24 protein-coding genes, 1 tRNA gene and 1 riboswitch are annotated in these 24,559 nt (G+C 65.0%); of the genes, 12 read left to right on the forward strand and 13 right to left on the reverse strand.

Translation table 11 applies throughout. The features are described from left to right. Positions 1-6: 6 nt before the first annotated feature. Entirely contained in the window at positions 7-2,217 is a 2,211-nt protein-coding gene (locus tag ASD73_RS10560; protein ID WP_082521483.1) for a TonB-dependent receptor, read from the forward strand. 2 nt (positions 2,218-2,219) lie between these two features. After that, positions 2,220-3,047 (forward strand): alpha/beta fold hydrolase, encoded by an 828-nt coding sequence (locus tag ASD73_RS10565; protein ID WP_056372127.1) that lies wholly within the window; start codon positions 2,220-2,222, stop codon positions 3,045-3,047. 11 nt (positions 3,048-3,058) lie between these two features. Here ASD73_RS10565 and ASD73_RS10570 read toward each other — a convergent pair whose 3' ends face one another. The 3 genes from ASD73_RS10570 to ASD73_RS10580 all read right to left on the reverse strand — a co-directional run bounded on the left by ASD73_RS10570 (position 3,059) and on the right by ASD73_RS10580 (position 4,887). Then, entirely contained in the window at positions 3,059-3,490 is a 432-nt protein-coding gene (locus ASD73_RS10570) for a hypothetical protein (RefSeq protein WP_156377357.1), read from the reverse strand. Between the two features lie 180 nt (positions 3,491-3,670). Further along, a tRNA-Gln gene (locus tag ASD73_RS10575) sits at positions 3,671-3,745 on the reverse strand. 56 nt (positions 3,746-3,801) lie between these two features. Next, entirely contained in the window at positions 3,802-4,887 is a 1,086-nt protein-coding gene (locus ASD73_RS10580; protein ID WP_056372132.1) for a branched-chain amino acid aminotransferase, read from the reverse strand. 79 nt (positions 4,888-4,966) lie between these two features. On the opposite strand from ASD73_RS10580, the gene ASD73_RS10585 reads away from it, so the two are divergent. After that, positions 4,967-5,479, forward strand: coding sequence for a MarR family winged helix-turn-helix transcriptional regulator (locus ASD73_RS10585; protein ID WP_056372134.1), 513 nt, complete (start codon positions 4,967-4,969; stop codon positions 5,477-5,479). A 1-nt stretch (position 5,480) separates the two neighbouring features. Here the strand turns inward: ASD73_RS10585 and ASD73_RS10590 are convergent, their stop codons facing one another. Next, positions 5,481-6,311: a pyrroline-5-carboxylate reductase family protein gene (locus ASD73_RS10590; RefSeq protein WP_056372135.1), complete on the reverse strand. Its 831-nt coding sequence runs from the start codon at positions 6,309-6,311 to the stop codon at positions 5,481-5,483. A 20-nt stretch (positions 6,312-6,331) separates the two neighbouring features. Next, entirely contained in the window at positions 6,332-8,017 is a 1,686-nt protein-coding gene (locus ASD73_RS10595) for an alkaline phosphatase family protein (RefSeq protein WP_082521484.1), read from the reverse strand. 85 nt (positions 8,018-8,102) lie between these two features. Between ASD73_RS10595 and ASD73_RS10600 the strand changes: the two genes are divergently transcribed. The 5 genes from ASD73_RS10600 (at position 8,103) to ASD73_RS10620 (ending at position 12,519) form a co-directional block, all read left to right on the forward strand. Then, positions 8,103-10,163, forward strand: a complete 2,061-nt coding sequence (locus ASD73_RS10600; RefSeq protein WP_056373493.1) for a protein-disulfide reductase DsbD family protein — start codon at positions 8,103-8,105, stop codon at positions 10,161-10,163. Further along, positions 10,163-10,903 (forward strand): TlyA family RNA methyltransferase, encoded by a 741-nt coding sequence (locus ASD73_RS10605; protein WP_056372138.1) that lies wholly within the window; start codon positions 10,163-10,165, stop codon positions 10,901-10,903. Before ASD73_RS10600 ends, ASD73_RS10605 begins: the two co-directional genes overlap by 1 nt. A gap of 60 nt (positions 10,904-10,963) precedes the next feature. Continuing rightward, positions 10,964-11,515 (forward strand): TspO/MBR family protein, encoded by a 552-nt coding sequence (locus ASD73_RS10610; protein ID WP_056372140.1) that lies wholly within the window; start codon positions 10,964-10,966, stop codon positions 11,513-11,515. 37 nt (positions 11,516-11,552) lie between these two features. Beyond that, positions 11,553-11,909 carry an accessory factor UbiK family protein gene (locus tag ASD73_RS10615; RefSeq protein WP_056372142.1) on the forward strand — a complete coding sequence of 119 codons (357 nt, stop codon included), beginning with the start codon at positions 11,553-11,555 and terminating at the stop codon, positions 11,907-11,909. A 103-nt stretch (positions 11,910-12,012) separates the two neighbouring features. Continuing rightward, entirely contained in the window at positions 12,013-12,519 is a 507-nt protein-coding gene (locus ASD73_RS10620; protein WP_039571887.1) for a YbjN domain-containing protein, read from the forward strand. A gap of 4 nt (positions 12,520-12,523) precedes the next feature. Here ASD73_RS10620 and ASD73_RS10625 read toward each other — a convergent pair whose 3' ends face one another. The 6 genes from ASD73_RS10625 to ASD73_RS10650 form a co-directional block, all read right to left on the reverse strand. Then, on the reverse strand, positions 12,524-13,483 hold the full coding sequence (locus ASD73_RS10625) for a right-handed parallel beta-helix repeat-containing protein (RefSeq protein WP_056372144.1): 960 nt from the start codon (positions 13,481-13,483) through the stop codon (positions 12,524-12,526). A 93-nt stretch (positions 13,484-13,576) separates the two neighbouring features. After that, positions 13,577-16,195 carry a methionine synthase gene (gene metH / locus ASD73_RS10630; protein WP_056372146.1) on the reverse strand — a complete coding sequence of 873 codons (2,619 nt, stop codon included), beginning with the start codon at positions 16,193-16,195 and terminating at the stop codon, positions 13,577-13,579. Between the two features lie 22 nt (positions 16,196-16,217). Then, positions 16,218-16,742: a GNAT family N-acetyltransferase gene (locus ASD73_RS10635; protein ID WP_056372147.1), complete on the reverse strand. Its 525-nt coding sequence runs from the start codon at positions 16,740-16,742 to the stop codon at positions 16,218-16,220. Between the two features lie 4 nt (positions 16,743-16,746). Next, positions 16,747-17,811, reverse strand: coding sequence for a homocysteine S-methyltransferase family protein (locus tag ASD73_RS10640; RefSeq protein ID WP_056372150.1), 1,065 nt, complete (start codon positions 17,809-17,811; stop codon positions 16,747-16,749). Continuing rightward, the gene (metF, locus tag ASD73_RS10645; RefSeq protein WP_056372152.1) at positions 17,808-18,749 is read right to left on the reverse strand and encodes a methylenetetrahydrofolate reductase; all 942 of its coding nucleotides are present in this window, start codon (positions 18,747-18,749) and stop codon (positions 17,808-17,810) included. The genes ASD73_RS10640 and metF overlap by 4 nt, the downstream gene beginning before the upstream one ends. Further along, positions 18,746-19,732 carry an ArsR/SmtB family transcription factor gene (locus ASD73_RS10650; protein ID WP_056372154.1) on the reverse strand — a complete coding sequence of 329 codons (987 nt, stop codon included), beginning with the start codon at positions 19,730-19,732 and terminating at the stop codon, positions 18,746-18,748. Before ASD73_RS10650 ends, metF begins: the two co-directional genes overlap by 4 nt. Before the next feature lie 228 nt (positions 19,733-19,960). Between ASD73_RS10650 and ASD73_RS10655 the strand changes: the two genes are divergently transcribed. The 4 genes from ASD73_RS10655 (at position 19,961) to ASD73_RS10670 (ending at position 21,930) form a co-directional block, all read left to right on the forward strand. After that, positions 19,961-20,302, forward strand: a complete 342-nt coding sequence (locus tag ASD73_RS10655) for a hypothetical protein (protein ID WP_056372155.1) — start codon at positions 19,961-19,963, stop codon at positions 20,300-20,302. Between the two features lie 179 nt (positions 20,303-20,481). Then, positions 20,482-20,811: a hypothetical protein gene (locus ASD73_RS10660; protein ID WP_056372157.1), complete on the forward strand. Its 330-nt coding sequence runs from the start codon at positions 20,482-20,484 to the stop codon at positions 20,809-20,811. Positions 20,812-20,888: 77 nt separating this feature from the next. Beyond that, positions 20,889-21,101 (forward strand): hypothetical protein, encoded by a 213-nt coding sequence (locus ASD73_RS10665; RefSeq protein WP_235534322.1) that lies wholly within the window; start codon positions 20,889-20,891, stop codon positions 21,099-21,101. A gap of 34 nt (positions 21,102-21,135) precedes the next feature. Then, a riboswitch (ZMP/ZTP riboswitch) is annotated at positions 21,136-21,228 on the forward strand. Between the two features lie 21 nt (positions 21,229-21,249). After that, positions 21,250-21,930 carry a DJ-1/PfpI family protein gene (locus ASD73_RS10670; protein ID WP_056372161.1) on the forward strand — a complete coding sequence of 227 codons (681 nt, stop codon included), beginning with the start codon at positions 21,250-21,252 and terminating at the stop codon, positions 21,928-21,930. On the opposite strand, the gene ASD73_RS10675 is transcribed toward ASD73_RS10670, so the two are convergent. Both ASD73_RS10675 and groL read right to left on the reverse strand, forming a co-directional pair. Then, positions 21,927-22,691 (reverse strand): glutaminyl-peptide cyclotransferase, encoded by a 765-nt coding sequence (locus ASD73_RS10675; RefSeq protein WP_056376030.1) that lies wholly within the window; start codon positions 22,689-22,691, stop codon positions 21,927-21,929. The two genes, ASD73_RS10670 and ASD73_RS10675, sit on opposite strands and share 4 nt — an antisense overlap. A gap of 147 nt (positions 22,692-22,838) precedes the next feature. Further along, positions 22,839-24,482 carry a chaperonin GroEL gene (gene groL / locus ASD73_RS10680; protein ID WP_056372164.1) on the reverse strand — a complete coding sequence of 548 codons (1,644 nt, stop codon included), beginning with the start codon at positions 24,480-24,482 and terminating at the stop codon, positions 22,839-22,841. Positions 24,483-24,559 lie beyond the last annotated feature (77 nt).

A 24,559-nucleotide genomic window follows, 5' to 3' on the forward strand; every position in this document is an offset into this window, starting at 1 on the left:
GGTAGATTGACCATTTCACGTGCACCATTGTGTCTCGCGGCGGCATTGCTGGCGAGCGTGTCGGGGAACGCCATCGCGCAAATCGAACAGAGTGCGCTTCCGGTTGCCGACGCGGCGGCAGACGATCAGGAAATCATCGTCACAGCGCGGCGGACCAGCGAGCGGCTTCAGGATGTGCCGGTGGCGGTAACCGCGGTGAGCGGCGACGCACTCGAACGCCGGCAAAGCGCAAATATCGCCGATGTTGAAGCCCTGATCCCCAACGCCACCTTCTTCGCCTTCGGGGGCTCGAACAACAATGCGTCGGTCTACATCCGCGGGGTCGGCCAGGCGGACCAGCTCTTCATGTTCGACCCCGGTGTCGGCATCTACCTTGACGACGCATATATCGGCCGCGCGCAAGGCGCGCTCTTCGAGACGCTGGACATCGCCCGGGTCGAGGTCCTTCGCGGGCCGCAAGGCACACTCTATGGCAAGAACACCAGCGGCGGCGCGCTGAAAGTCTATACACGCGATCCCGACCTGGTCGAAGCGGGTGCGCAGCTAACCGCAACAGGCGGGTCCTATGACTATTTTTCGGGGAAGGCGTCGTTCGACCTGCCGATCGTCGAGGACCGCGCCGGTATTCGCGCAAGCGTGCTGCGCGTATCGCGCGATGGCGTCGTCAAGAATCTGAATAGCGGGGCCGATCTGCAGGACCGTGACTATCTCGGCGGCCAGGTCACGGCGCTGGCGCGGATCGACGAACGCCTGACGGCCCGCCTCACATTCGATATCATGCGCGATCGCTCGACCCCGGCGGCCCCGACACCGATCGTTGCCGTCAGCTTTCCGCCGAACGTCCCGCCTTTCTCCCCGCAATCCCCTCTTCCTCCGCGCCAGAGCAAGGCGGACACGCCCGTGCGAAACGATCAGGACAGCTACGGCTTTAACGGCCAGCTTGCGTGGCGGGGTGACCAAGTCGAGATCAAGTCGATCACTTCCTATCGCCGGCTGAAGTTCCGCCAGGCTTTCGACTATGATTCCTTCCCCTACCTTCTGCTCTCAAGCAACCAGCGGCAGCGCACGACGCAGTTCTCGCAGGAACTCCAGGCCAATTTCGAGCCGACGGACAATCTCTCCTTCGTCGGAGGCCTCTATTATTTCGAGGAGAAGACGGACTCGGTCATCGGCGTCCCCAACACCTTGCCCCTGCAGGTGGCGCCGGGCGTCTTCGTGCCGCTGGAGAACAGCTTCACGCAGCTCACCGATCTCAAGAACAAAAGCTATGCCGCATATCTGAACGCCGTATGGGACGTGACCGATCGCCTGTCGATCAGTGGCGGGCTGCGTTATACCGACGATCGCAAGAAATATCTGTCGAGCCTGACCAACGACGTGTTTCCGACCGGCAATTTCAGCTACGATCTGTCGGACAGCTGGTCACGGTGGCTGCCGCGCATCGGCATCGATTTTAAGATAACCCCCGACCAGCTTGTCTATGCAAGCTATGGAACGGGCTTCAAGAGCGGCGGTTTCAACCCGCGTGCCGCATCGGCGGACGTCGCGCTGTCCTACAAGCCCGAAACGAGCGAAACATACGAGATCGGGTACAAGTCGACCCTCTTTGATCGCAAGCTGACCTTTAATGCCGCCGCCTTCTACAACCGCTTCAAGGACTATCAGACCAATCTGATCGCCTTTGTGGGGACGCCGCCGGGCCCGACGAGCTATTTCACCAACGCGGGCCGGTATGAATCCTGGGGGGCCGAAGCCGAACTGACGTTGCGGGCGACGCAGCGGCTGACGCTGAGGGCACAGGCATCGCTGTTCGACGACAAGTTCGCGACCTTCGTCAATTCGATCATCGGCGACTTCGCCGACAAGACTCTCCCGAACGCCCCCAAGTTCACCACCAGCCTCGCCGCGACCTATGTCATGCCGTTGGGCGCCACGACCGCGCTCGAACTCGACGGCGATGTCGCCTACCGGTCGAGCAGTTTCATCAATATCTTGAACAGCGCTCTGCTCCACCGCGATGCTTATACGATCGCAAACGCGCGCATGGCTCTGTCCTTCCGTAACGGCGACCTGCAGCTGTTTGCCGGGGTCCGCAATCTGACCGACAAGGATTATGTGGTCGACGGCGTCAACTATATCGGGGCGACCTACGGATTTCTGAGCTATTATTACAATGAGCCGCGCACCTATTATGGTGGTCTGCGCGTGCGTTTCTGAGGATGAAATTGGACGAAACCCATGAAACATTCGATGCCGGTGACTGCCTGATCCATTACTGGATCGGCGGTCCGCCGGGCGCACCGCTCGTCGTCCTGACGCCGGGCGCCTACACCGATCGTCGCATGTTCGATCTCCAGATCGGTCCGTTGCAGGCATCATATCGGACATTGCGGTGGGATCCGCGCGGCCATGGCCTTTCGCGCCCCGCGACGCGGCCCTTTTCCACCCAACTCGCCGCTGAGGATCTGATCGCCATTCTGGACGCAATCGGGGAGAAAGAGGTGGCCCTGATCGGGCAGTCCATCGGCGGCAATATTTCGCAGGAAATGCTGTTCCGATACCCGGAGCGTTGCACAGCCGCGATCCTCGTGGGCTGTACCTGCAGCACGATCGCGCCGAAATGGTGGGAACGCTGGCTCCTCGCGAGCTTTCCGTTCTTTGTCGGCCTTTATCCTGCCGAGACCTTCAAGCGCAAAGCCATGGACGATGCCGCATCCGTGCAGGCATCGCGCGACAAGCTGCGCGAGATGATCGCCCCGCTGGGCCGGAGCGATATCCTCGATATCAGCAGAGGGATTGCAGGGGCGGTTCATGGCGAGGCGGACTATTCCATCGAGCATCCCATCCTCATCATGAACGGCGCGCACGACAGGCTTGGAAACATCTCCCGGATAGTTACCCGGTGGCGCGAGCGCGACCGGAACAGCGAGTATATCGAAGTTGCCGATGCCGGCCATGTCGCAAACCTCGACAATCCCGAGGCGGTCAATGCCGCCATGCTGACATTTCTCGAAAAACACAGCGGTGCGCGGGCGGAGAAGGCCTGACAGAGCCTCTTTTATCGCCGGCGCCAAATGTCCGGGTCAATCGCGCCGCTGGGGCCAGTGCACTGCTCGACATCGGCGAGTTGAGGGTGGGTGCAACTGCCATTCGAGCGTCGGGCACCGTCAACTGGAGATGAAGCGCCGCCCCTGAGATATTCGACGCGCTGCGGGTCCCACCCCTCTTCTTCGGACAGGCGGCGTTCCTCTGCCGGCAGCAGGGAGGTGTGCCCGCGATTGTTGCTCAGGTGTTGATAATAATCTGCGAAAGCGAGGTTTGTAGCGCTGTTGAGTTCGACATGGTGTGGTGTCGAGCGTTGATCCCGACAGATCTCCGACAGCAGCTTCTCATAGGCTGCTCTGGCGATTGCCCGCAACTCGGCCTCTGTCGGCGCCCGCTCGGCCGCATACTGGTTCAACATTTCATTAACGCCCCTCGACGCGGCCATGAGAGCCGCCCCTCTGCTGCTCGCTTCCATCCGGTAGGGATGTCATAACCGACCTTCCGGCCAGCGCATTGGCGCACTCTGATGCACAATCAGAAGCGCCTCGACGGCTGACCAATCAAAACTGGTCATCAATATCAGATACTTGATCCAGATTTTGGCTGGGAATCAGCACCGGCTGGCTGGCTGGGGCGGCAGGATTCGAACCTGCGAATGGCGGCATCAAAAGCCGCTGCCTTACCACTTGGCGACGCCCCAACAGGCCGGTGCGAGCGCGTCTATAGCGCCTCTCGGCCGCTTGGCAAGCTAGCCGGTCAGAGCCGGGTAACCCAGCCGTGCGGATCGGCGGCGCGGCCGCGCTGGATGTCGACGAGCTTGTCCTTGAGCTTTGTCGTCACTTGTCCCGGGCCGCCGGCGCCGATGGTGAAGCTTGAATTGCCGCGTGTCACTTTGCCCACCGGGGTCACCACGGCGGCGGTGCCGCAGGCGAAGCTTTCGGTCAGCTTGCCGCTTTCGGCATCGGCCTGCCACTGGTCGATCGCATAGGGTTCCTCGCGCACCGTCAGCCCGGCGTCGCGCGCCAGCGTGATAATCGCATCTCGCGTGATGCCGGGCAGGATCGTGCCGGTCAGCGGCGGCGTCACGATGCTGCCGTCGTCGAAAACGAAGAACATGTTCATGCCGCCCAGTTCCTCGATCCAGCGACGCTCGGCGGCGTCGAGGAAGACGACCTGATCGTGGCCCTTGGCGATCGCCTCACGCTGCGCGACGAGGCTGGAGGCGTAATTGCCGCCGCATTTTGCGGCGCCGGTGCCGCCGGGCGCGGCGCGGGTGTAGTCTTCCGATACCCAGAGCGAGATCGCGGGGGCGCCCGACTTGAAATAATTGCCGACGGGCGAGGTGATGACGAGAAACTGATATTCAGCCGCGGGCTTGACGCCGAGGAACACCTCGCTCGCGAACATGAAGGGGCGCAGGTACAGCGCGCCGCCGTCGACCTGCGGGAACCAGTGCGCGTCGGCGGCGACAGCTTCCTTTACCGCGGCGATGAACAAGTCCTCGGGCAATTCGGCCATCGCCATGCGGCGCGCGCTGGCGTTGAAGCGTGCGGCATTGGCTTCGACGCGGAACAGCGCCATCGATCCGTCGTCGAGGCGATACGCCTTCAGCCCTTCGAAGATTTCCTGCGCATAATGGAGCACCGCGGTCGCGGGATCGAGCGACAGCGGCCCGCGCGGCATCACCTGCGCGTCGTGCCAGCCCTGCCCCTCGGTATAGCGGATCGACACCATATGATCGGTGAAGACCCGCCCGAACGCCGGGTCGGCAATCGCCGCCGCCCGTACATCGTCCGCGATCAGATTGGGGTGCGGCAGATGGGTAAAGGCGGGAGCGGACATGCAAAAAATCCCTGTAGCTTGGGGGTCTATGGTGCGCGCCTCTTGCCAAATACGGGCGCGGCGCGCAACGGTAGCGACTATGCCGGATGAAAATTTTCTTTCACAAGTACCCGCCGCCTCTGCTCTTTTCTTGCGTGAAGACGAAGTGCGCCGCGGCATCGAATTCCTCTTTTTCGCCCACGCCTCGCTGTGGCGCGCGATCGACGCGCGGCTCGCCGAGAAGGAACTGGGCCGCGCGCATTACCGCGCGCTCTATTTCATCGCGCGGCAACCGGGGCTGACGATTTCGGACCTCCTCGCCCTGCTCGGCATCACCAAACAGTCGCTCGGCCGGGTGGTGAAGGAATTGGAGGCGCGCGAATATCTGACGACGCGCCCCGGCAATCGCGACCGGCGGCAAAAGGAACTGCGCCTGACCGATGCCGGCCGCGCCGCCGAGACGGTGATCTTCGGCCTGCTGCGCGACACGATGAGCCGCGCCTATACGCACGCAGGACAGCAGGCGGTGACGGGGTTCTGGCAGGTCAGCGAGGCGCTGGTGCCGCCGCGCGAGCGCCGCCGGATCGCGATGCTGGGGAAGGATGTGGGCTAGATCAGCCCTCGCCCCGCGCGATATCGGCCAGTTCGCGCCCGCGGTCGCGTGCTGCGCGCAGCACGTTGGTGAGCAGCGCCGCGAGCTGACCGTCGCTGTCGAGTATGTCGAGCCCGGCCTGCGTCGTGCCACCCTTGCTCGCGACCTGCGCGATCAGCACGCCCGGCTTTTCGCCGCTGTCGGCAAGCAGCGCGGTCGCGCCGCCGAACGTCGCGGTCGCGAGCGCCAACGCGTCTTCGGCGGGCAGGCCGAGGCGTTCGCCCGCGGCGGCATAGGATTCGATCAGTCGGAAAACGAAAGCGGGGCCGCTGCCGGTGAAAGCGGTGACAAGATCCATCGTCGAATCATCGGCGAGCCGCACCGTCTGGCCCAAAGTGTCGAGCAGCGCGTCGATCGCCGCGTCGTCGGCATCGCCCAGCGTCGCGACCGCCGACACGCCGGCGCCGATGCGCGCCGCGAGATTCGGCAGAATGCGGACCTGAGCGCCGGCATCGGGGAAGCGTGCCGCCAGATCGGCGAGCGACACGCCCGCGAGGATCGAGAGCAGGTGAACCTTGCCCGTCGCTAGCGGTGCCAGCACGTCGGCGACGTCGCCCAGCTGCTGCGGCTTCATTCCGAGCATGATCCAGTCGGCGCTGCCGCCTGCGGCTTGCCATTCATCGAGCGACGCGTGCTGGGCGATGCCCGCACGCGGCGCCGCATAGGGATCGACGATCGCGACCAGCGCCGGGTCGAGACCCGCCGCCAGCCAGCGATCGAGCATTGCGCCCGCCATATTGCCGCAGCCCACGAGCAGGAACCGGCTGGAGAAATTCCGCAAAGCTTTGGTCATAGGTCCTACTTTTCTTATCCTTAGCGACAGCTGCTCTCTGGCCCCGACAACAGGTCGAGGCAGCGGCCATCAATCTTGTTCGCATCGACGGGCACACCAACGACCGACGCCAGCGTCGGCATGATATCCACCGTCATCACCGCATTGGGCTGTTCGAAACCGGCGAGCCCCCTGCGCCAGAAGAGGATCGGCACGCGGCGGTCATAATCCCACACCGACCCGTGCGTCGCGACATAGCCGATGCCCGATTCGGGGATCGGCGTGACCCGTGGCTTCAGCGCGATGATGAAATCGCCCGAACGCTGCGGGTTGTACGAGGCGCGCAGCTTGTCGAGCAGGCTCCACGTATCGGGCGCGCGTTTCGAAATTGGATGCGCGTCGAGCTGGTCGCGCGTCACCACCGCCTCGACCTGCGGATGCGCGCGCAGGCGCGGCAGGATTTCGGCGAGCACCGCCTTGCGCTGCGCCGCGGTCAGCGCCTTCGAGAAATAATAATCGTCGCCGTCGCCATAGAGAATGGGCTGCGGCAGGCCGAGTTTTTCAGCGACTTCCTTGCCGATCGCGCCGGGGTTCAGCGCCTTGTCGATACGCTGCGCATCGGGCCAGGCGTTCTGGCGGTTGCGTTCGGGCAAGTCGTGGCCGCCATGGTCGGCGGTCAGCGCGACGACATAGTCGATTCCCGTAGCATCGAGCCGCGCGAAGAAATCGCCGAGCTCGCGGTCGAGCCCCGCCATCTGGATGCACATTTCGCTGCCTTCGGTGCCGGTGCTGTGGCCGACATAATCGGTCGCCGACAGGCCGACAATGAGCAGGTCGGTGCTGTTGCCCTCGCCCATCTTGCGCACCTGGCGCAGCGCGGCGGCGGTTGCGAGCACCGCGCCGTCGGCCTCGGGCGATGCCATGAATTTGCGGAAGTCCCCGGCGTCGCGCGCCATCCGCCCGGTGCCCACTGTCGCGCCCTTGTCGCCAACCGGGATCGCGATATCATGCGTCGTGCAATCGGCGGGAAGCGTCAGCGCGGGGCGCGGCTGGTTGATCGCGGCGGCGATCGCGGCGCTCGCCTGCTGCGCGGCCGGCGACAAGGTCGTGCCGCGATAGCTGGTGAGGCCGGTGGGTGCGAGCCACATGAGTTCGTCGGCTTGCCGGCCGCCCATCATGATCGCCGAACGATCCTTGCCCGATACCGAGATAACCTGCGCCTTCGGATCGCGCGCCTTCATCAGGTCACCGAGCGTCGGAACGAGCAGATGGTTCACCGACGGCGCATATTTACCGCTGCTCGACGTCGTCCCCGCGACCGTCTCGTCCTCGGCGCAATAGACGCGCTTGTCTTCGCGGGCGACGGACAGGTCGAAATAATTATTGGCGACAATCCCGGTGTGCGCCGGATGGTTGCCGGTCAGAATCGTCGAATGGCCGGGGCAGGTTTCGGTCGCGCCGTGCGCCTGATAGCCCGACGGGAAGACGATGCCCGACGCCAGCCGCGCAAGACCGCCGGTGAAACGCCCGCGATATTCGGCGAACAGGTCGGCTGAAAATTGATCGACCGCGATCATCACGACGAGCTTCGGCGCCGGGGTCGCGGCGGTAACCTTCTGTACCGGCGGCACGGAATTCTGCGCGAGGCCGGTTCCGGCAGCGGCAACACAAAGCACGGCGGCAAGGGCGGTAGACAGATATTTCAGCTTCACGGACGGCTTCTCCAACCTAAGGGTGTCAGCGCGGGCTGTCCTCTCGTCGAAAGCCGCCTATATGGCAAGCCTTCGAACGACGAACGGGCGCGGGCTGAGCATGAATTTGAGAAGTGAGGCTTTTGTGACACGCGCATGGCGGACCATACTGGCGTTGCTGGCGCTGGCGCTCGTCGCCATGAGCCCCGCGCACGCGCAATCGACGCATATCCAGCCCAAACTGGTCGCCGAGTCGGCGGCGCCCGCCCCCGGCCGCAGCACGACGCTCGCGCTGACGATGGCGCCCGAGCCGACCTGGCACGGCTATTGGGCGAATGGCGGCGACGCGGGTTTCGGCCTGTCGGTCGAATGGAACGCGCCCGAGGGGGTGACGATCGCGCCCTTCCGCTATCCGGTGCCCGACGCGCTGACCCTCTTTGGCATGATGAACCATGTCTATGAGCACCCCTATGCACTGCTCGCCGAGGTGCAGGTCGACAAAAGCGTTGCGCCGGGCACCGATCTGACATTGTCGGGGATCGCGAACTGGCTCGCCTGCACCGACAAGGTGTGCGTGCCCGAGAAAGCGGTGATTTCGGTCGCGCTGAAGGCGGGCGATGGCAGGATCGCGTCGGCGGACCGCACGCGCTTCGACGGCTGGCGGGCGCTGCTGCCGCAGCCGCTCGACCGGCACGGCAGTTGGGAAAAACGCGGCGACATGGTGCGCTTCGCCATCCCCCTCCCCGCCAGCACCGCGATCGACGCGCCGCACCTGTTCGTCGAAACGCAGGATGTGGTCGATTATGCCGCGCCGCAAAGTTTCAGCCGCAACGGCGACCACATCATCGTCGAAACGCGCGTGAAGGGCGACAAGGCGGGGCCGGTTTCGGCGCTGCTGAAGCTCGGCGGCGGGCGCGGGCTGTCGTTGACGCTCGACCCCGGCGCGGTCCCCGCCGCGGGTGAGGCGATCGCCGGGAAAGCCGGCATCGATATGACCCTGTTCTGGACGGCGCTCGGCGGCGCGATCCTCGGTGGGCTGATCCTCAACCTGATGCCGTGCGTCTTCCCGATATTGAGCCTCAAGGCGCTTAGCCTCGCGCGCTCGGGCGGCGATGCGCGAAGCGCGAAAGTCGAGGCGCTCGCCTACACCGCAGGCGCCATCGTCACCGCGCTGCTCCTCGGCGGCGCGCTGCTCGCGCTGCGCGCAGCGGGCGAGCAGGTCGGCTGGGCGTTTCAGCTGCAGCATCCGCTGAGCGTGCTCGCGCTCCTGATCCTCGCGCTGGCGATCACGCTCAATCTGCTCGGTGCCTTTGAACTGCCATCCTTCGGCCGTGGGCAGGCGCTGGTCGACAAGGGCGGCGCGGCAGGCGGCTTCTGGACGGGCGCGCTCGCCGCCTTTGTCGCGACGCCGTGCAGCGGCCCGCTGCTCGGCGCGGCGCTCGGCGCGACGCTGGTGCTTCCGGCATGGGCGGCACTGCCGATCTTCGGCGGGCTCGGCTTGGGCCTCGCCCTGCCCTTCCTCGCGGTCGGCTTTGTACCCGCACTGCGCAACCGGCTTCCAAAACCGGGGCCGTGGATGGACCGCTTCCGCAAATGGATGGCGCTACCGATGGGGCTCACCACGCTCGCGCTGGCATGGCTGCTGTGGCGGCAGCTCGGCAGCGGCGAGCAGCTCTTATGGCCGATCCTCGCTGTCGCCATGGCGCTTGTCCTGCTCACGCACTACGGAGCAATCCAGCGCGGCGACCGGCGGTCGTGGCTGCTATTCGCCTCAGGCCTGCTCTTCCTTGTCAGCCTCGCGGGCACGGTGACCGAAGTCGCCGAGGCCGAACGCACCGCCGACGGCGCCGGATCGACCTTCTCGGCCGACGCGCTCGCCAAGGCGCGCGCCACCGGCAAGCCCGTCTTCGTCTATTTCACCGCCGACTGGTGCCTGTCGTGCAAGGCGAACGAAGCCGGCGCGATCAACCGCAAGGCGGTGCAGGAGGCGTTCGACAAGGCGAGTGTCGTCACTCTGGTGGGCGACTGGACCAATGGCGATCCGGCCATCACGCGCACCCTCGCCGAGCATGGCCGCAACAGCGTGCCGCTCTATCTCTGGTATGCGCCGGGCGCCGCGAAGGCCGAAATCCTGCCGCAGATCCTCACGCCAAGCCTGCTCACCGACAAGGTTGGCGGCTGATGGCGAAGCAGCGCGCCGACCAGCTGCTCGTCGACCGCGGCCTCGCCGAAAGCCGGACGCGCGCGCAGGCGCTGATCCTTGCGGGGCTCGCCTTTGTCGGCGACCGCAAGATCGACAAGGCGGGACAGCAGATCGCGGCAGATGCCGAGATCAGCGTCAAGGGCCGCGACCATCCGTGGGTGTCGCGCGGCGGGATCAAGCTCGACCATGCGCTGACCCATCTCGACTGGGACGTGACCGGCGCGGTCGCGATCGACGTCGGATCGTCGACCGGCGGGTTCACCGATGTGCTGCTCAGCCGCGGCGCGGCGCGCGTCTATGCGGTGGATTCGGGCACCAACCAGCTCGCGTGGAAGCTGCGGCAGGACGAGCGCGTCATCGTCCACGAACAGACGAGCGCGCGCATCCTGACACCGGCGCATATCCCCGAACCCGTCGATCTGATCGTCTGCGACGCGAGTTTCATCGCGCTGGCAAAGGTGCTGCCGGTGCCGATGTCATTCGCGAAAGGGGGCGCGCGCATCGTCGCGCTGATCAAGCCGCAGTTCGAGGCCGAACGCCACGAGGTCGGCAAGAAGGGCGTCGTCCGCGATGCCGCGGTGCACGCGCGCGTTTGCGCCGAAGTGCAGGGCTGGCTGACCGGCGAAGGCTGGGACGTGCTCGACCTTGTCGAAAGCCCGATCACCGGTCCGGAAGGAAATGTCGAATTTCTGATCGCCGCGGTGAAGCGAGCCGCTTGACGCTGCGCCGCACAATCGCGACACCATGCAACGGATTCGCGTGTGGGGGATAATGCGGAGATGACCGAAATCGCAACGCCGGGGCAGCTTCGCATGTCCTATCTGCGCTGGGCGCTCGTCACCGTTCCGGCGATCGTGCTTGCCGGCAGCCTGTCGGGCCTGCTGTCGAACAGCGGCTATGGCAATCGTTGGTTTGCCTCGCTCGACCTGCCGCCGATCACCCCGCCGGGCTGGGTGTTCGGCACCGTCTGGCCGCTCCTCTACATCTGCCTTGGCCTGTCGCTGGCGATGATCCTCCATGCGCGCGGCGCCAAGGGGCGCGGCTTTGCGCTGCTGCTCTTCTTCGTCCAGTTGATCGCTAATTTCGCCTGGTCGCCGCTTTTTTTCGGGCAGCATCAGGTGACGACCGCGCTCTATGTGATCATCTTCATCCTGATGGTGACGATCGCCACCGCCTTTGCCTTTGCGCCGATCCGCAAGGCCGCGGCGTGGTTGCTCGTGCCCTATATGATCTGGCTCAGCTTTGCCGCGATCCTTAATTTCCAGATCGATCAGCGCAATCCCGATGCCGAAACCCTTGTCCCCGCCGCCGCCAGCACCCAAATAGGGTGACGGCAAGGGGACAGACCCCGACGAAGGAATATGAGACATGCAGAGCGAAAACCGCTTTTTCGACGATCTGGCCAAGATGGTGAACGGCATTGCCGGAACCGTCGCGGGCGCAGGCCGCGAAGCCGAGTCCGCGATGCGCGACCGTGCCAAGGAATGGGTCGGCCGCATGGATTTCGTCAGCCGCGAAGAATTCGAGGCAGTGAAGAAAATGGCCGCGACGGCACGCGCCGAAGCCGAAGCGCTGAAGGCGCGGCTCGACAAGCTCGAAGGCGTGACGAAACCTGCGGCGGCTGCCAAGGCTGCGGCGGCGCCGAAGGCGGCAGCGAAACCTGCTGCTGCAAAGCCGGCCGCAAAACCCGCAGCCAAGCCCGCGGCGCGCAAGCCCAAGAGCTAGGACGCGCGGGCGCGCTTTTGGCCGTTTATGCACAGAAAATATTCCCCGGATGGCACGGGATGCCGACTCGCGTCATCCAGCCATCCGGGCTAAAGGCGCGCGCATGAGTGACGATATTTACGACGACGATGATGGCCAGGACGCGGCACCGATGGAGATGCTGGCGTCCTACTTTGCCGCGCACGACTGGCCCCACGAGATGGTCGGCGAGGACGAGATCGTCGCGACCGCGCAGGGCAGCTGGACGACCTATGAGCTGCGCGCGGTGTGGCGCGCCGACGACGGCGTCATCCAGCTCCTCGCCTTTCCCGACATCCGCGTCGTCGAGGACAAGCGCGCCGCCGCGCATGAGGCGCTCGCGCTGATCAACGAACAATTGTGGCTGGGCCATTTCGAGCTGTGGTCGAACAGTGGCACGATCCTGTTCCGCCATGGCATGCTGCTCGGCGCCGACGCGTCGCTGCCGCTCGACATGACCGAAACGCTAATTGAAAGCGCGATCGACGAATGCGAGCGCTTTTACCCGGTGTTCCAGTTTGTGCTGTGGGGCGGAAAATCGCCCGCCGAAGCGCTCGCCGCGTCGCTCATCGAAACGCGCGGCGAAGCCTAAGCCCCTAAATCTTCTCGAAGCGCGTCAACCCTGGCCCCAGTTCGTTCGGCCCGATCGCCAGCGCCTCGCCGCTCCAGTCGGCGACGAAGATCGTCTTGCGGCCCGTGCCCTGCGGAACGCTCGCACGATTGCCTTCGATGACCAGCCCCCGCGACGGATTGTCGCGCGCCTCGGCCGCGACCGCGATCAACGCGCCGTAATTTTCCTTGTCGCGTCCCTGGATCATCAAATTGTTTGCGATCCGTCCGGTCGATCCCGCAGGCAGGTCGATCAGGTAATTGGTCGCGGTGCCCTGCGTATCGTCGAAGCTGTTGTCGCGGATCTCGACGCGCGGCGAGCGGGTCTTGAGATAATGGCCGCCGCTGCCCTTTTCAAAGCGCGTGCGGGTGACGACGACGCGGCCATAGACCCCGGTGTAAACGCTGTGCGCGCAGCTGAGGCCGCGGTCGCAGCGGCCGAGGCGTGAGAAGGTCGAGCGGTCGATCGTCAGCGTCGCCGCGGGGTCGTCGGCGGTCAAAATCCCTTCCTCGCTGTTGCGGAACAGGCTGTTGACGACGTCGAGATCGCTTTTTTCGAGACGGATGCCCGCGCCATTGCCGTCGGGGACGCGCATATTCTGGAACACGATCCCGTCGATTTTCGCGCCCGCGCCGCGCAGCACCAGCGCCGCCTTGCCCTCGCAGGTCACGCCGTCGAAGATCGCCCGGCCGGGTTCGACCGCGACGAAGGCAATGCGGCCCGCGGTCTGCACCGCGCAGTCGCGATGATAGCCGGAAGCGACGCGGATCGTGCCCTCGCCCTCACCGATCGCATCGACGGCGTCCTGCAACCGTCCGAAACTGCGACCGCTTTCGGCGACGACATACGGGGCCGTACCCGATTGGGCGGGCAGCGGTACCGGCGCGAGGAGCAGCGGGAGGGCGAGCAGCGGCATCAACGGCCGACGGAGAAGTGCCTTGAACATGCGCCGCCCATAGCGGCTTTCGGCGCGTCCGTCGTTGGCGAAGCTGGTTAACCGCACGCCTGTCCCCTTATCGGACAGGCGCGCGGACGCAGGTTAATCCAGATTGGGTCGCAGCCAGCGCGTCGCGGTTTCGATATCGACGCCGCGCCGCTGCGCATAGTCTTCGAGCTGGTCGCTCCCGATCCGGGCGACACCGAAATACTGGCTTTCGGGATGGCCGAAATAAAAGCCGCTGACCGCCGCCGTCGGCAGCATGGCGAAGCTTTCGGTCAGCACCAGCCCGGCATTATCGCCCGCCGCCAGCAGATCGAACAGGATCGGCTTCAGGCTGTGGTCGGGACAGGCGGGATAGCCGGGGGCGGGTCGGATACCGCGATATTCTTCCTTGATCAGCGCCTCGTTGGTCAGCTGCTCGCCGGGCGCATAACCCCACAGCGTGGTGCGGACATGCTGATGCAGCCGCTCGGCGAAGGCCTCGGCGAAGCGGTCCGCCAGCGCCTTCAGCAAGATGTCGGAATAATCGTCCTTGTCGGCCCGGAAGCGTTCCGAATGCGGCTCGATGCCGTGGATGCCGACCGCGAAGCCGCCCATCCAGTCGCCCGCCGGATCGATGAAATCGGCGAGGCACATATTGGCGCGGTCGCGACTCTTCTTGACCTGCTGGCGCAGAAAAGGAAGAGTCACATGGCGCTCCTCCTCGGCGATGTGGATGGTGACGCTGTCGCCGTCGCGCGCGCAAGGCCAGAGGGCGCAGACGCCGCGTGCGGTCAGCCATTTTTCGGCGATCAGCTTGTCGAGCATCGCATCGGCATCGGCCTTGAGCGCCTGCGCCGTTTCGCCGACCACGTCGTCTTCCATGATCGACGGCCAGGTGCCATGCAATTCCCACGCGCGGAAAAAGGGCGTCCAGTCGATGCATTCGCGCAAATCTTCGAGCGACCAGTCGTCGAAGCGGTGCAGTCCGGGCTGTAACGGCGGCGCCGGCTTGTCGCTGAGATAGGCGTCGTAATAATTGGCACGCGCTTCTTCGAGGGTGTGCAGCACGCTCTGCCCCTTGCCCGCGCGCACGTCGCGGATATGGGCATAATCGTCCTTATACCCCTGCACATACGCCTCGCGCCCGGTATCGCTGACCAGAGAGGTCGCGACGCCCACCGCACGGCTGGCGTCGAGGACGTGGAGCACCGGACCCTGGTATGCCGGATCGATGCGCAGCGCGGTGTGGACCTTCGAGGTCGTCGCGCCGCCGATCAGTAGCGGCATGGTCATGCCCGCCCGCTGCATTTCCTCGGCGACCGTGACCATTTCGTCGAGCGAGGGGGTGATGAGGCCCGAGAGGCCGATCATGTCGGCGTCATTCTCGTTCGCCGCCTCGAGGATCTTCGACCAGGGCACCATGACGCCGAGGTCGACGATCTCGAACCCGTTACATTGCAGCACGACGCCGACGATATTCTTGCCGATGTCGTGGACGTCGCCCTTCACGGTCGCCATCACGACCTTGCCCTTGCCCTTCGCGCCAGGCTCCTTCGATGCCTCGATGAAGGGCAGCAGGTGCGCGACCGCCTTTTTCATCACGCGCGCCGATTTCACCACCTGCGGCAGGAACATCTTGCCCGACCCGAACAGGTCGCCGACGACGTTCATCCCGTCCATCAGCGGCCCCTCGATCACCTCGATCGGACGCGGCATCAGCAGGCGCATTTCCTCGGTGTCGTCGACGACATAGGCGTCGATGCCCTTGACGAGCGCATGTTCGAGCCGCTTGGCGACCGGCCAGCCGCGCCATTCCTCGGCCGCCTTTTCCTGCGCGGGGTTGCTACCCTTATAGCGTTCGGCGAGTGCGATGAGCCGCTCGGTCGGGCTTTCGGCTTCGCCCTCGACCTTGCGGTTGAGCACGACATCCTCGACCGCCTGACGCAGTTCGGGGTCAATCGTGTCGTACACGTCGAGCTGGCCGGCGTTGACGATTGCCATGTCGAGCCCGGCGGGGATCGCATAATAAAGGAAGACGCTGTGCATCGCGCGGCGCACGACCTCGTTGCCGCGGAAGCCGAAGCTGAGGTTCGACAGCCCGCCCGAAAAATGCACATGCGGGCAGCGGACGCGGATGATCTTCACCGCCTCGATGAAATCGACGGCATAATTGTCATGCTCTTCCAGCCCCGTCGCGACCGCGAAGACATTGGGGTCGAAGATGATATCTTCGGGCGGAAAGCCGATGGTCATCAGCAATTTATAGGCGCGCTCGCAAATCTCGATCTTGCGTTCCATCGTGTCGGCCTGCCCGACCTCGTCGAACGCCATCACGACGACCGCGGCGCCATAGGCCATGCATTTGCGCGCATGTTCGAGGAAAGGCTCCTCGCCTTCCTTCATGCTGATCGAATTGACGATCGGCTTGCCGGGGACGCATTTCAGCCCCGCCTCAATCACGCTCCATTTCGAGCTGTCGATCATCACCGGCACGCGCGCGATGTCGGGCTCGGCGGCGATAAGCTTCAAAAAGGTCGTCATCGCATATTCGGCGTCGAGCAGACCTTCGTCCATGTTGACGTCGATGACCTGCGCGCCATTCTCGACCTGCTGGCGCGCGACCTCGACCGCAGCGGTATAGTCGTCGGCGAGGATCAGCTTCTTGAACGCCGCCGATCCGGTGACGTTGGTGCGCTCGCCGATATTGACGAAGCTGGAAGAGGCGGCGGTGGTCATCGGGGTATCCTGAAACTGAGCATTAGGCGGTAAGCGGCCGGGCGAGGACGAGATCGTCGTAAAGCTTGCCGCCGACATTGAACTGGCGCGTGCCAAGGTCGGCGAAACCTTGTTTGCGATAGAAAGCGAGCGCGCGCTGGTTGCCGGCATAGACGCCGAGAAGCAGACGGCGATGGCCGCGCGCCGCTTCCAGCGCCTGTTTCATCAACGCCGCGCCGAGCCCCGAGCCGTGGAAACGCGACAGCGAGTAGATACGCTTGAGCTCAATATCGCCGTCGAGAGCCGCGGCGAGGTCGGGCTTACCGACCAGCGCGAAACCGATCGGCGCGCCGCCGGGCTGCGCCTCGGCGATCCATGCCCGGCCCCCATCCGCGAGATAGGCCAGATAAGCCGCCTCAGTATGATGCGCGGCGCAGTGACCGACGATCGCCTCGCCGTCGAGGATGCCCGCGAAGGTTTCGAGGAAGGTCGCGGCGCCGATCAGCGCGAGCGCCGACGCATCGTCGGCTCCGGCTTCCCGGATCGTCCACGTCGGATTGTCGGTCATCGGTTCAGGCCGCCATGGTGAAGGGCTCGAGCCCCGCGAGCCGCGTGCGTACCGGCACCTCGGGAATCTTCCGCGCCGGCAGGCCCTCGATCGCGCGCGCCATCGCCGCGATATGCGCCGGCGTCGACCCGCAGCAGCCGCCGAGGATGTTGACCTGACCATGCTCGGCCCATTCGCGCACGAGCCCCGCGGTCGTGTCGGGCATCTCGTCATATTCGCCGAGTTCGTTGGGCAGGCCGGCGTTCGGATAGACCATCACCAGCGCATCGGCGATATCGGAGAGCACGCGCACATGCGGGCGCAGCTGCGACGCGCCGAACGAGCAGTTGAGCCCGATCGTCAGCGGTTTGGCATGACGTACCGCGTACCAGAAGGCTTCGACCGTGTGTCCCGACAGGTTGCGGCCGCTAAGGTCGGTGAGCGTCATCGAGATCATCAGCGGCAGCTCGCGTCCGACCTTTGCTTCGGCCTCGAGCGTTGCAGCGATCCCAGCCTTGGCATTCAGCGTGTCGAAGATCGTCTCGATCAGGATGAAATCTGCCCCGCCCTCGGCGAGCGCGACGACCTGATCCAGATAGACATTCTTGAGCTCGTCGAAATCGATCTCGCGATAGCCGGGGTTGTTGACGTCGGGGGACAGTGACAGCGTCTTGTTCGTCGGCCCGACCGCGCCCGCGATAAAGCGGCGGCGGCCGTCACGATCCTGATAGCGATCGGCCGCCTCGCGGCCCAGCCGCGCGCTTTCATGGTTGATGTCGGCGACCAGATGCTCGGCGCCATAATCGGCCTGGCTGATCGTGTTGGCGCTGAAGGTGTTGGTCGACACGATGTCCGACCCCGCCGCCAGATAGGCCTCGCCGATCGCGGTGACGACATCGGGCCGCGTCAGCGCGAGGATGTCGTTATTGCCCTTCTGGTCGTGCGTCAGGCCGAGGCTGCCGGCATAGTCGGCCTCGACCAGTTTGCGGAGCTGGATCTGCGTTCCCCAGCCGCCGTCGGTGAGCAGGATGCGCTCCTTCGCTGCTGCCTGCAGGGCTTCGCGTGCGCTGCTTGTCAAACTGGCGGTCATGCGGCTTTCTCCGTCGCGGGCGCCGCCGCCGGGCGCAGGCCCAACAGGTGGCAGATGGCATAGCTGAGTTCGGCGCGGTTGAGCGTGTAGAAGTGGAAGTCGCGCACGCCGCCCGCATAAAGGCGGCGGCACATCTCGGCGGCGATCGTCGCGGCGACCAGCTGGCGCGCCGCGGGCAGGTCGTCGAGTCCCTCGAACAGCGAGATCATCCAGCCGGGGATCGCAGTACCGCACATGTCGGCCATGCGCCGCGTCTGCGACACATTCGATACGGGCAGAATGCCCGGTATGATCGGCGCGGTAATGCCCGCCGCCGCCGCCGCGTCGCGAAAGCGCAGGAAGCTGTCGGGCGAGAAGAAGAATTGCGTGATCGCGCGCGTCGCGCCCGCATCGAGCTTGCGCTTGAGGTTATCGAGATCCGATTCGGCGCAGTCGGCGTCGGGGTGGACCTCCGGGTAAGCGGCGACCGAAATGTCGAACGGCGCAATCGCCTTCAGCCCCGCGACGAGTTCGATCGCATTGGCATAGCCATCGGGGTGCGCGCGGTATGGCGCGCCGCCAGGGACATCGCCGCGCAGCGCGACGATATGGCGCACCCCGGCGTCCCAATAGGCCTGCGCGACCTCGTCGATCTCGGCGCGCGACGCCTCGACGCAGGTCAGGTGCGCGGCGGGCGGAACGGCGCTTTCGGCGGCGATGCGCGCGACGGTCGCGTGGGTGCGCTCGCGCGTCGAGCCGCCCGCGCCATAAGTGACCGACACGAAGCTGGGGCCCAGCGGCTCGAGCGTGCGGAACGTGTCCCACAGCTGCGCCTCCATCTTCTCGGTCTTGGGCGGGAAGAATTCGAAGCTGACGCCGATGTCGCCTTCGAGATTGGCGAACAGCGGCGAGGCCGCAGCGCGGCGCGCCTCCGCCAGCGAGTTCAAATTCGACGTCATGCCGCAAGCCTTTTACTTTGCCCGCCTTCACTGGCGGGAGGTTGATCTTCATCGCTGCGACGGCGGCCGAGCCACAGCTTCACGGCCAGCTCCCCGCCTTCCAGCGTCTGGGTATTTTCCAGCAGCAGCCCCGCCGACGCGAACCAGCCGCGGATCTGCGCGTCCGAAAAGCCGAGACGCGCGTGCGCCGCAAAATTGCGCAACTCCTCGTCCTCGTGCGGTGCGAAATCGACGACGAGCAAATGGCCGCCGCCGCGCAGCACCCGGCTCGCTTCGGCGATCACGCGGTCGGGCTCATGCGCGAAATGCAGCGCCTGATGAATGACGATGCTGTCGATGCTGGCATCCGCGACCGGCAGGTTCAGGAAGTCGCCCTGGAGCAGATCGACGGGAACCGATTGCCCCGCCAGCTTGGTGCGCGCGATGCGCAGCATTTCGGGGCTGCGGTCGAGTGCGGTGACGCGGCGCGCGGTCGGGGCGAAAATTTCTGCCATCCGTCCGGTGCCAGTCCCGATGTCGAGCAGATGGCCGAGCCGGCGGTTGTGCATCATTGCCAGCATCGCGGCCTCAACTTCGCTTTCGGCGACATGGCGCGAACGGATCGCATCCCATTCGGCGGCATGTTCGGCGAAATAGCGTTCGGCAACCGCGACCCGTTCGTCGCGCACCGCCGCCAGCCGCCGCGCATCATGCGCGATGACCCGCGTCTCGCGCGTGGAGAAGGGCCATTTTTCGGCCTGCCCGATAATCCCGGCGACCGGTCCGCCGGTCGCAATGCGCAGGAAAACCCAGCTCCCTTCGCGTCGCCGCTCGACGATTTCCGCCTCGACAAGGATACGGACATGGCGCGACACGCGCGGCTGGCTCTGGTCGAGCACGACCGCCAATTCGCCGATCGCGAGCTCCATCTCGCGCAAAAGCGCGACGACTCGCAATCGCGTCGGGTCCGCGAGGGCGCGGAAAATGTCGATCAGCTCGCTCATGGAATAACATATAAAGCTTTCTTTATATCCGGTCAACCAAGCGCCGCTCCCCTATTTCCGCCACACACCCTCCAGCCGGGACCGAATTACGACGAAACACCGGGGCTCTCGCAAGAATGGCGTTGCACGCCATTTGGCGAGGGGGTAATTCTGCGCCCGATTGGCAAATTTCGGGATCGATCAGTTCCTGTGCCGATCGGTCAGTTCAACCGAGAGGGGTATTCCCAAATGAAGAAATCGATCACTCTGTCGCTCGTCCTCGCCGCCTCGATGGGCCTCGCTGCTTGCGCCGAAAAGGCCGCCGACGACACGGCTGCCGCAACCGAAGACGCAGCTGCGACCGTCGAAGGCGCTGCTGATGGCGCGATGGAAGCGGCCGAAGGCGCTGCCGACGCGACCGCCGCTGCCGCTGGCGAAGCCGGCGCCGCTGCCGACGCCGCCGGTGCTGCCGCTGCTGGCGAAGGTGCCGACGCCGCTGCCAAGGCTGCCGACAAGGCAACCGAAGCTGCCGGCGCTGCCAAGGAAGCTGCCGACGCTGCCAAGGGCGCGCTGGAAGAAGCCAAGAAGTAAGCGTCTTTTCGGCCTTTCAGGCCGAAGAAATGCTAAAGACAAAGGGGGGTCGCCGGTTCGCCGGTGGCCCCTTTTTTATTCGGGAAGGTATCAATCGGCGCAGTTGCCAAGCCTCTGATCCGTCGTTACCTCTCAGTCCCTATGGTCGTCGCCCGGCCATTGCATTCGAAAGGAATATCATGCGCAAGATCATCATCGCCTCGATGGCCGCCGCGGCCTTCAGCCTCGCCGCCTGCTCGGAAAAGACCCAGGACGCCGCTTCGGAAACCGCCACTTCGGCAGCGGATGACGCCGCCGCCGCTGGCGATGTCGCTGCCGATGCCGCCGCTGGCGCTGCCGACGCGACGGCTGCCGCCGCCGACGAAGCCGCCGATGCGACCGCCGCCGCCGCCGATAAGGCTGGCAACGCCGTCGAAGGCACCGTGAATGCCGCTGGCGAAGCCGCAGACAAGGCCGGCGACAAGATCGCCGAAGAAACCAAGAAGGCCGAAGCCAACGACAAGAAGTAAGTCGTCGGCACGCCTTCGGGCTGATATCGGGGCTCCATCCACCGTGGATGGAGCCCTTTTTCATGGGAGAGCATGCGATGATCGACCTTCGGATGACGAGCGCCGCGCTCGCGATGCTGATCCTGACGACGGGATGCAGCCGCACCGACAATGAGCCCGGCCCCGGCGGCGTGACCGTCAGCGAGGCGAAGGCGCTCGACGATGCCGCCGAAATGCTGGAAAGCCGCGACAGCGCCGCGCCGGCCGAAACGGGCAAGACGGCTGACGATGCGGCGAAGACCGACAAATAGCGCCTTCCCCTCGCCGCACCGAGGGGTTAGGTTGAACGCGCCCCGCGACTGGCGCTGAAGATGGTATCCCATCGGGAAGCGGGACCGGCCGGCAGGCCGTCATGAGCCGCGCGCCTGGGTGATCCACTGCCAGCGCAAGGACATCCGCATGACCGATACGCCCAGCACCAATATCGTCTTCCTGCTCTTTCCCGGCATTACCCAGCTCGACTTTACCGCTCCCGCACAGGCGCTTTCACGCATGCCCGGCGCGACGCTGACGGGTGCCGCCGCGACCCTCGATCCGATCATGACCGACAGCGGCTTCGCGATCGTACCGACGCATGATTTCGCGGGCGCACGGCAGGCCGACATCCTCTGCATCCCCGGCGGGCACGGCGTCGCCGACGCGCTGCGCGATACCGCCACGATCGATTTCATCACGCGGCATGCGGCGGGCGCACAGTGGGTGACGAGCGTCTGCACCGGCGCCTTCCTGCTCGGCCGCGCCGGACTGCTGGACGGCAAGCGCGCGACGACGCACTGGGCCTATACCCATCTGCTGCCGCTGGTCGGCGCCGAGCCGGTGAAGGCACGCGTCGTCGAGGACGGGAATGTCGTCACCAGCGGCGGCGTCACCTCGGGGCTCGATTTCGCACTGACCCTGATCGCCCGGCTGCGCGGTGATGCGGTGGCGCAGGCGATCCAGCTCGCGATCGAATATGATCCCGCGCCGCCCTTCCCCGGCGGCCATCCCGACCGCGCGCCGAAGGCGATCACCGCGGGATTGAAAGAGCATGTCTATGACGCCGCCGCGGCGCGCATGGAGGCGGCGCTGACGCGCGACTAACGGCAGCCCGACAGCGCGATTTCGTAAAGTTTCGGCCAATATTTGCCGGTGACGAACAGGCGCTTCGTTTTCGCATCCCATGCAATGCCGTTGAGCACGCTGTCGGTCCCGCTCACACCGGCATCGGCCTTGAGTCCCGTCAGATCGACGAGCGAGACGACGTTGCCGGTGGCGGGATCGATGCGGACGACGAAATCGGTCATCCAGATATTCGCCCAGATCTGGCCGTCGATCGTCTCAAGCTCGTTGATCATCGAGATCGGCCGGCCGCCGAAACGCACGGTGACGCGCTTCTGCTCCTTCATCGTCGCGGGGTCGAAAAAGCGGAGGTCGGTCGTGCCGTCGCTGAGTACCAGGCTGCCTTCGACCATCGTGAGACCCCAGCCCTCGCCCTCATATTTGAAGGTGCCGGCCGGTTTCAAATCCTTGATCGACCAGCGGTTGCCGACGCCGCCCTGCCAGGTCACGCCGATGATCTGGTCGCCCCAGCGCGTGATGCCCTCGCCGAACTGATCCGACGGCAGCTTTGTCTGCGCCAGCGCCTTGCCGGTCTTGAGGTCGAGCCGTGCCACGCGGGACTGACCATATTGACCGGTCGCCTCGTAAAGATGCCCCTCGTCCCAGAAAAGGCCTTGGGTGAAGCTGATCGCGTCGTGCGGGAAGGTTTCGACGATGCGGTATCCGCAGCGTTCGACGGGTGGCGGTGCCGGAGGCGTGCCGGCCGAGGGGTCCGCGAGCGCGAAGGCGAGGACGAACATCATCGCCCCTAGCTATGCCGCATCGCATTGACTGGCAATGAGAGAACTGCCGTGCCCCTGCGAAGGCAGGGGCACGGCAGGCATGAAAAAGGGCCGGAGGATTTCTCCCCCGGCCCTCTTTTCACTGGCTGAGTGCCGAACGGATTGGACTTAGAAGTCCATGCCGCCCATGCCGCCCATGCCGCCGCCGCCCATGGGCATGGCGGGCTTGTCGTCGGGCGATTCGGCGATGCCGGCTTCGGTGGTGATCAGCAGACCGGCAACCGAGGCAGCATCCTGAAGCGCGATGCGAACGACCTTGGTCGGGTCGATGACACCGGCCTTGACCAAGTCTTCATAGACGTCGGTCGAAGCGTTGAAGCCGAAGTTGCTGTCCTTCTGGTCGAACAGCTTGCCGGCGACGACACCGCCGTCGAAGCCTGCGTTTTCGGCGATCTGGCGAACCGGAGCCTGCAGCGCGCGACGGATGATGTCGATGCCGCGGGTCTGGTCTTCGTTGATGCCCGACAGGCCTTCGAGGGCCTTGGTCGCGTACAGAAGCGCCGTACCGCCGCCGGGGACGATGCCTTCTTCGACCGCAGCGCGGGTCGCGTGGAGGGCGTCATCGACGCGATCCTTGCGTTCCTTCACTTCGACTTCCGAAGCGCCGCCGACCTTGATCACGGCAACACCGCCGGCGAGCTTCGCCAGACGTTCCTGCAGCTTTTCCTTGTCGTAATCCGACGTGGTCGTTTCGATCTGTGCACGGATCTGTTCGACGCGGCCCTTGATCGTGTCATGGTCACCCGCACCGTCGACGATGGTGGTGTTGTCCTTGTCGATGGTGACGCGCTTGGCCTGGCCGAGCATGTTCAGCGTGACGGTTTCGAGCTTGATGCCGAGGTCTTCGCTGATCATTTCACCGGCGGTGAGGATCGCGATGTCCTGCAGCATCGCCTTGCGGCGATCGCCGAAGCCCGGTGCCTTGACGGCAGCGACCTTCAGGCCGCCGCGCAGGCGGTTGACCACCAGCGTTGCGAGCGCTTCGCCTTCGATGTCTTCGGCGATGATCAGCAGCGGACGGCCCGACTGCACCACGGCTTCGAGGATCGGAAGCATCGACTGGAGGTTCGACAGCTTCTTTTCGAAGATCAGGATGTACGGATCGCTGAGCTCGACGAGCATCTTTTCGGGGTTGGTGATGAAGTAAGGCGACAGGTAGCCGCGGTCGAACTGCATGCCTTCGACGACGTCGAGTTCGAAATCGAGGCCCTTGGCTTCCTCGACGGTGATCACGCCTTCCTTGCCGACCTTTTCCATCGCTTCGGCGATCTTCTCGCCGACTTCGGTGTCGCCATTGGCCGAAATGATGCCGACCTGGGCGATTTCAGCGGTGCCCGAGACGGGCTTCGACTGCGCCTTGATCGTTTCGACAACCTTGGTGACCGCGAGGTCGATGCCGCGCTTCAGGTCCATCGGGTTCATGCCGGCGGCAACCGACTTCATGCCTTCGCGCACGATCGCCTGGGCGAGAACGGTCGCGGTGGTGGTGCCGTCGCCGGCCTTGTCGTTCGCCTTCGATGCGACTTCGCGCAGCATCTGGGCGCCCATATTTTCGAACTTGTCCTTGAGTTCGATTTCCTTGGCGACGGTGACGCCGTCCTTGGTGATGCGGGGCGCGCCGAAGCTCTTGTCGATCACGACGTTACGGCCCTTGGGACCGAGGGTGACCTTCACCGCGTCGGCGAGGGTGTCGACACCGCGCAGGATGCGTTCGCGCGCGTCGCGCGAAAATTTGACGTCTTTAGCAGCCATGTGGCTATTCCTTTCAAAGGCGCAGAAAACTGCGCAACTTCACACTGAAATCGCGTCCGCAGCGGACGCGGAGACGG

This window comes from Sphingopyxis sp. Root154 (genome assembly GCF_001427105.1).
Lineage (GTDB): Bacteria > Pseudomonadota > Alphaproteobacteria > Sphingomonadales > Sphingomonadaceae > Sphingopyxis.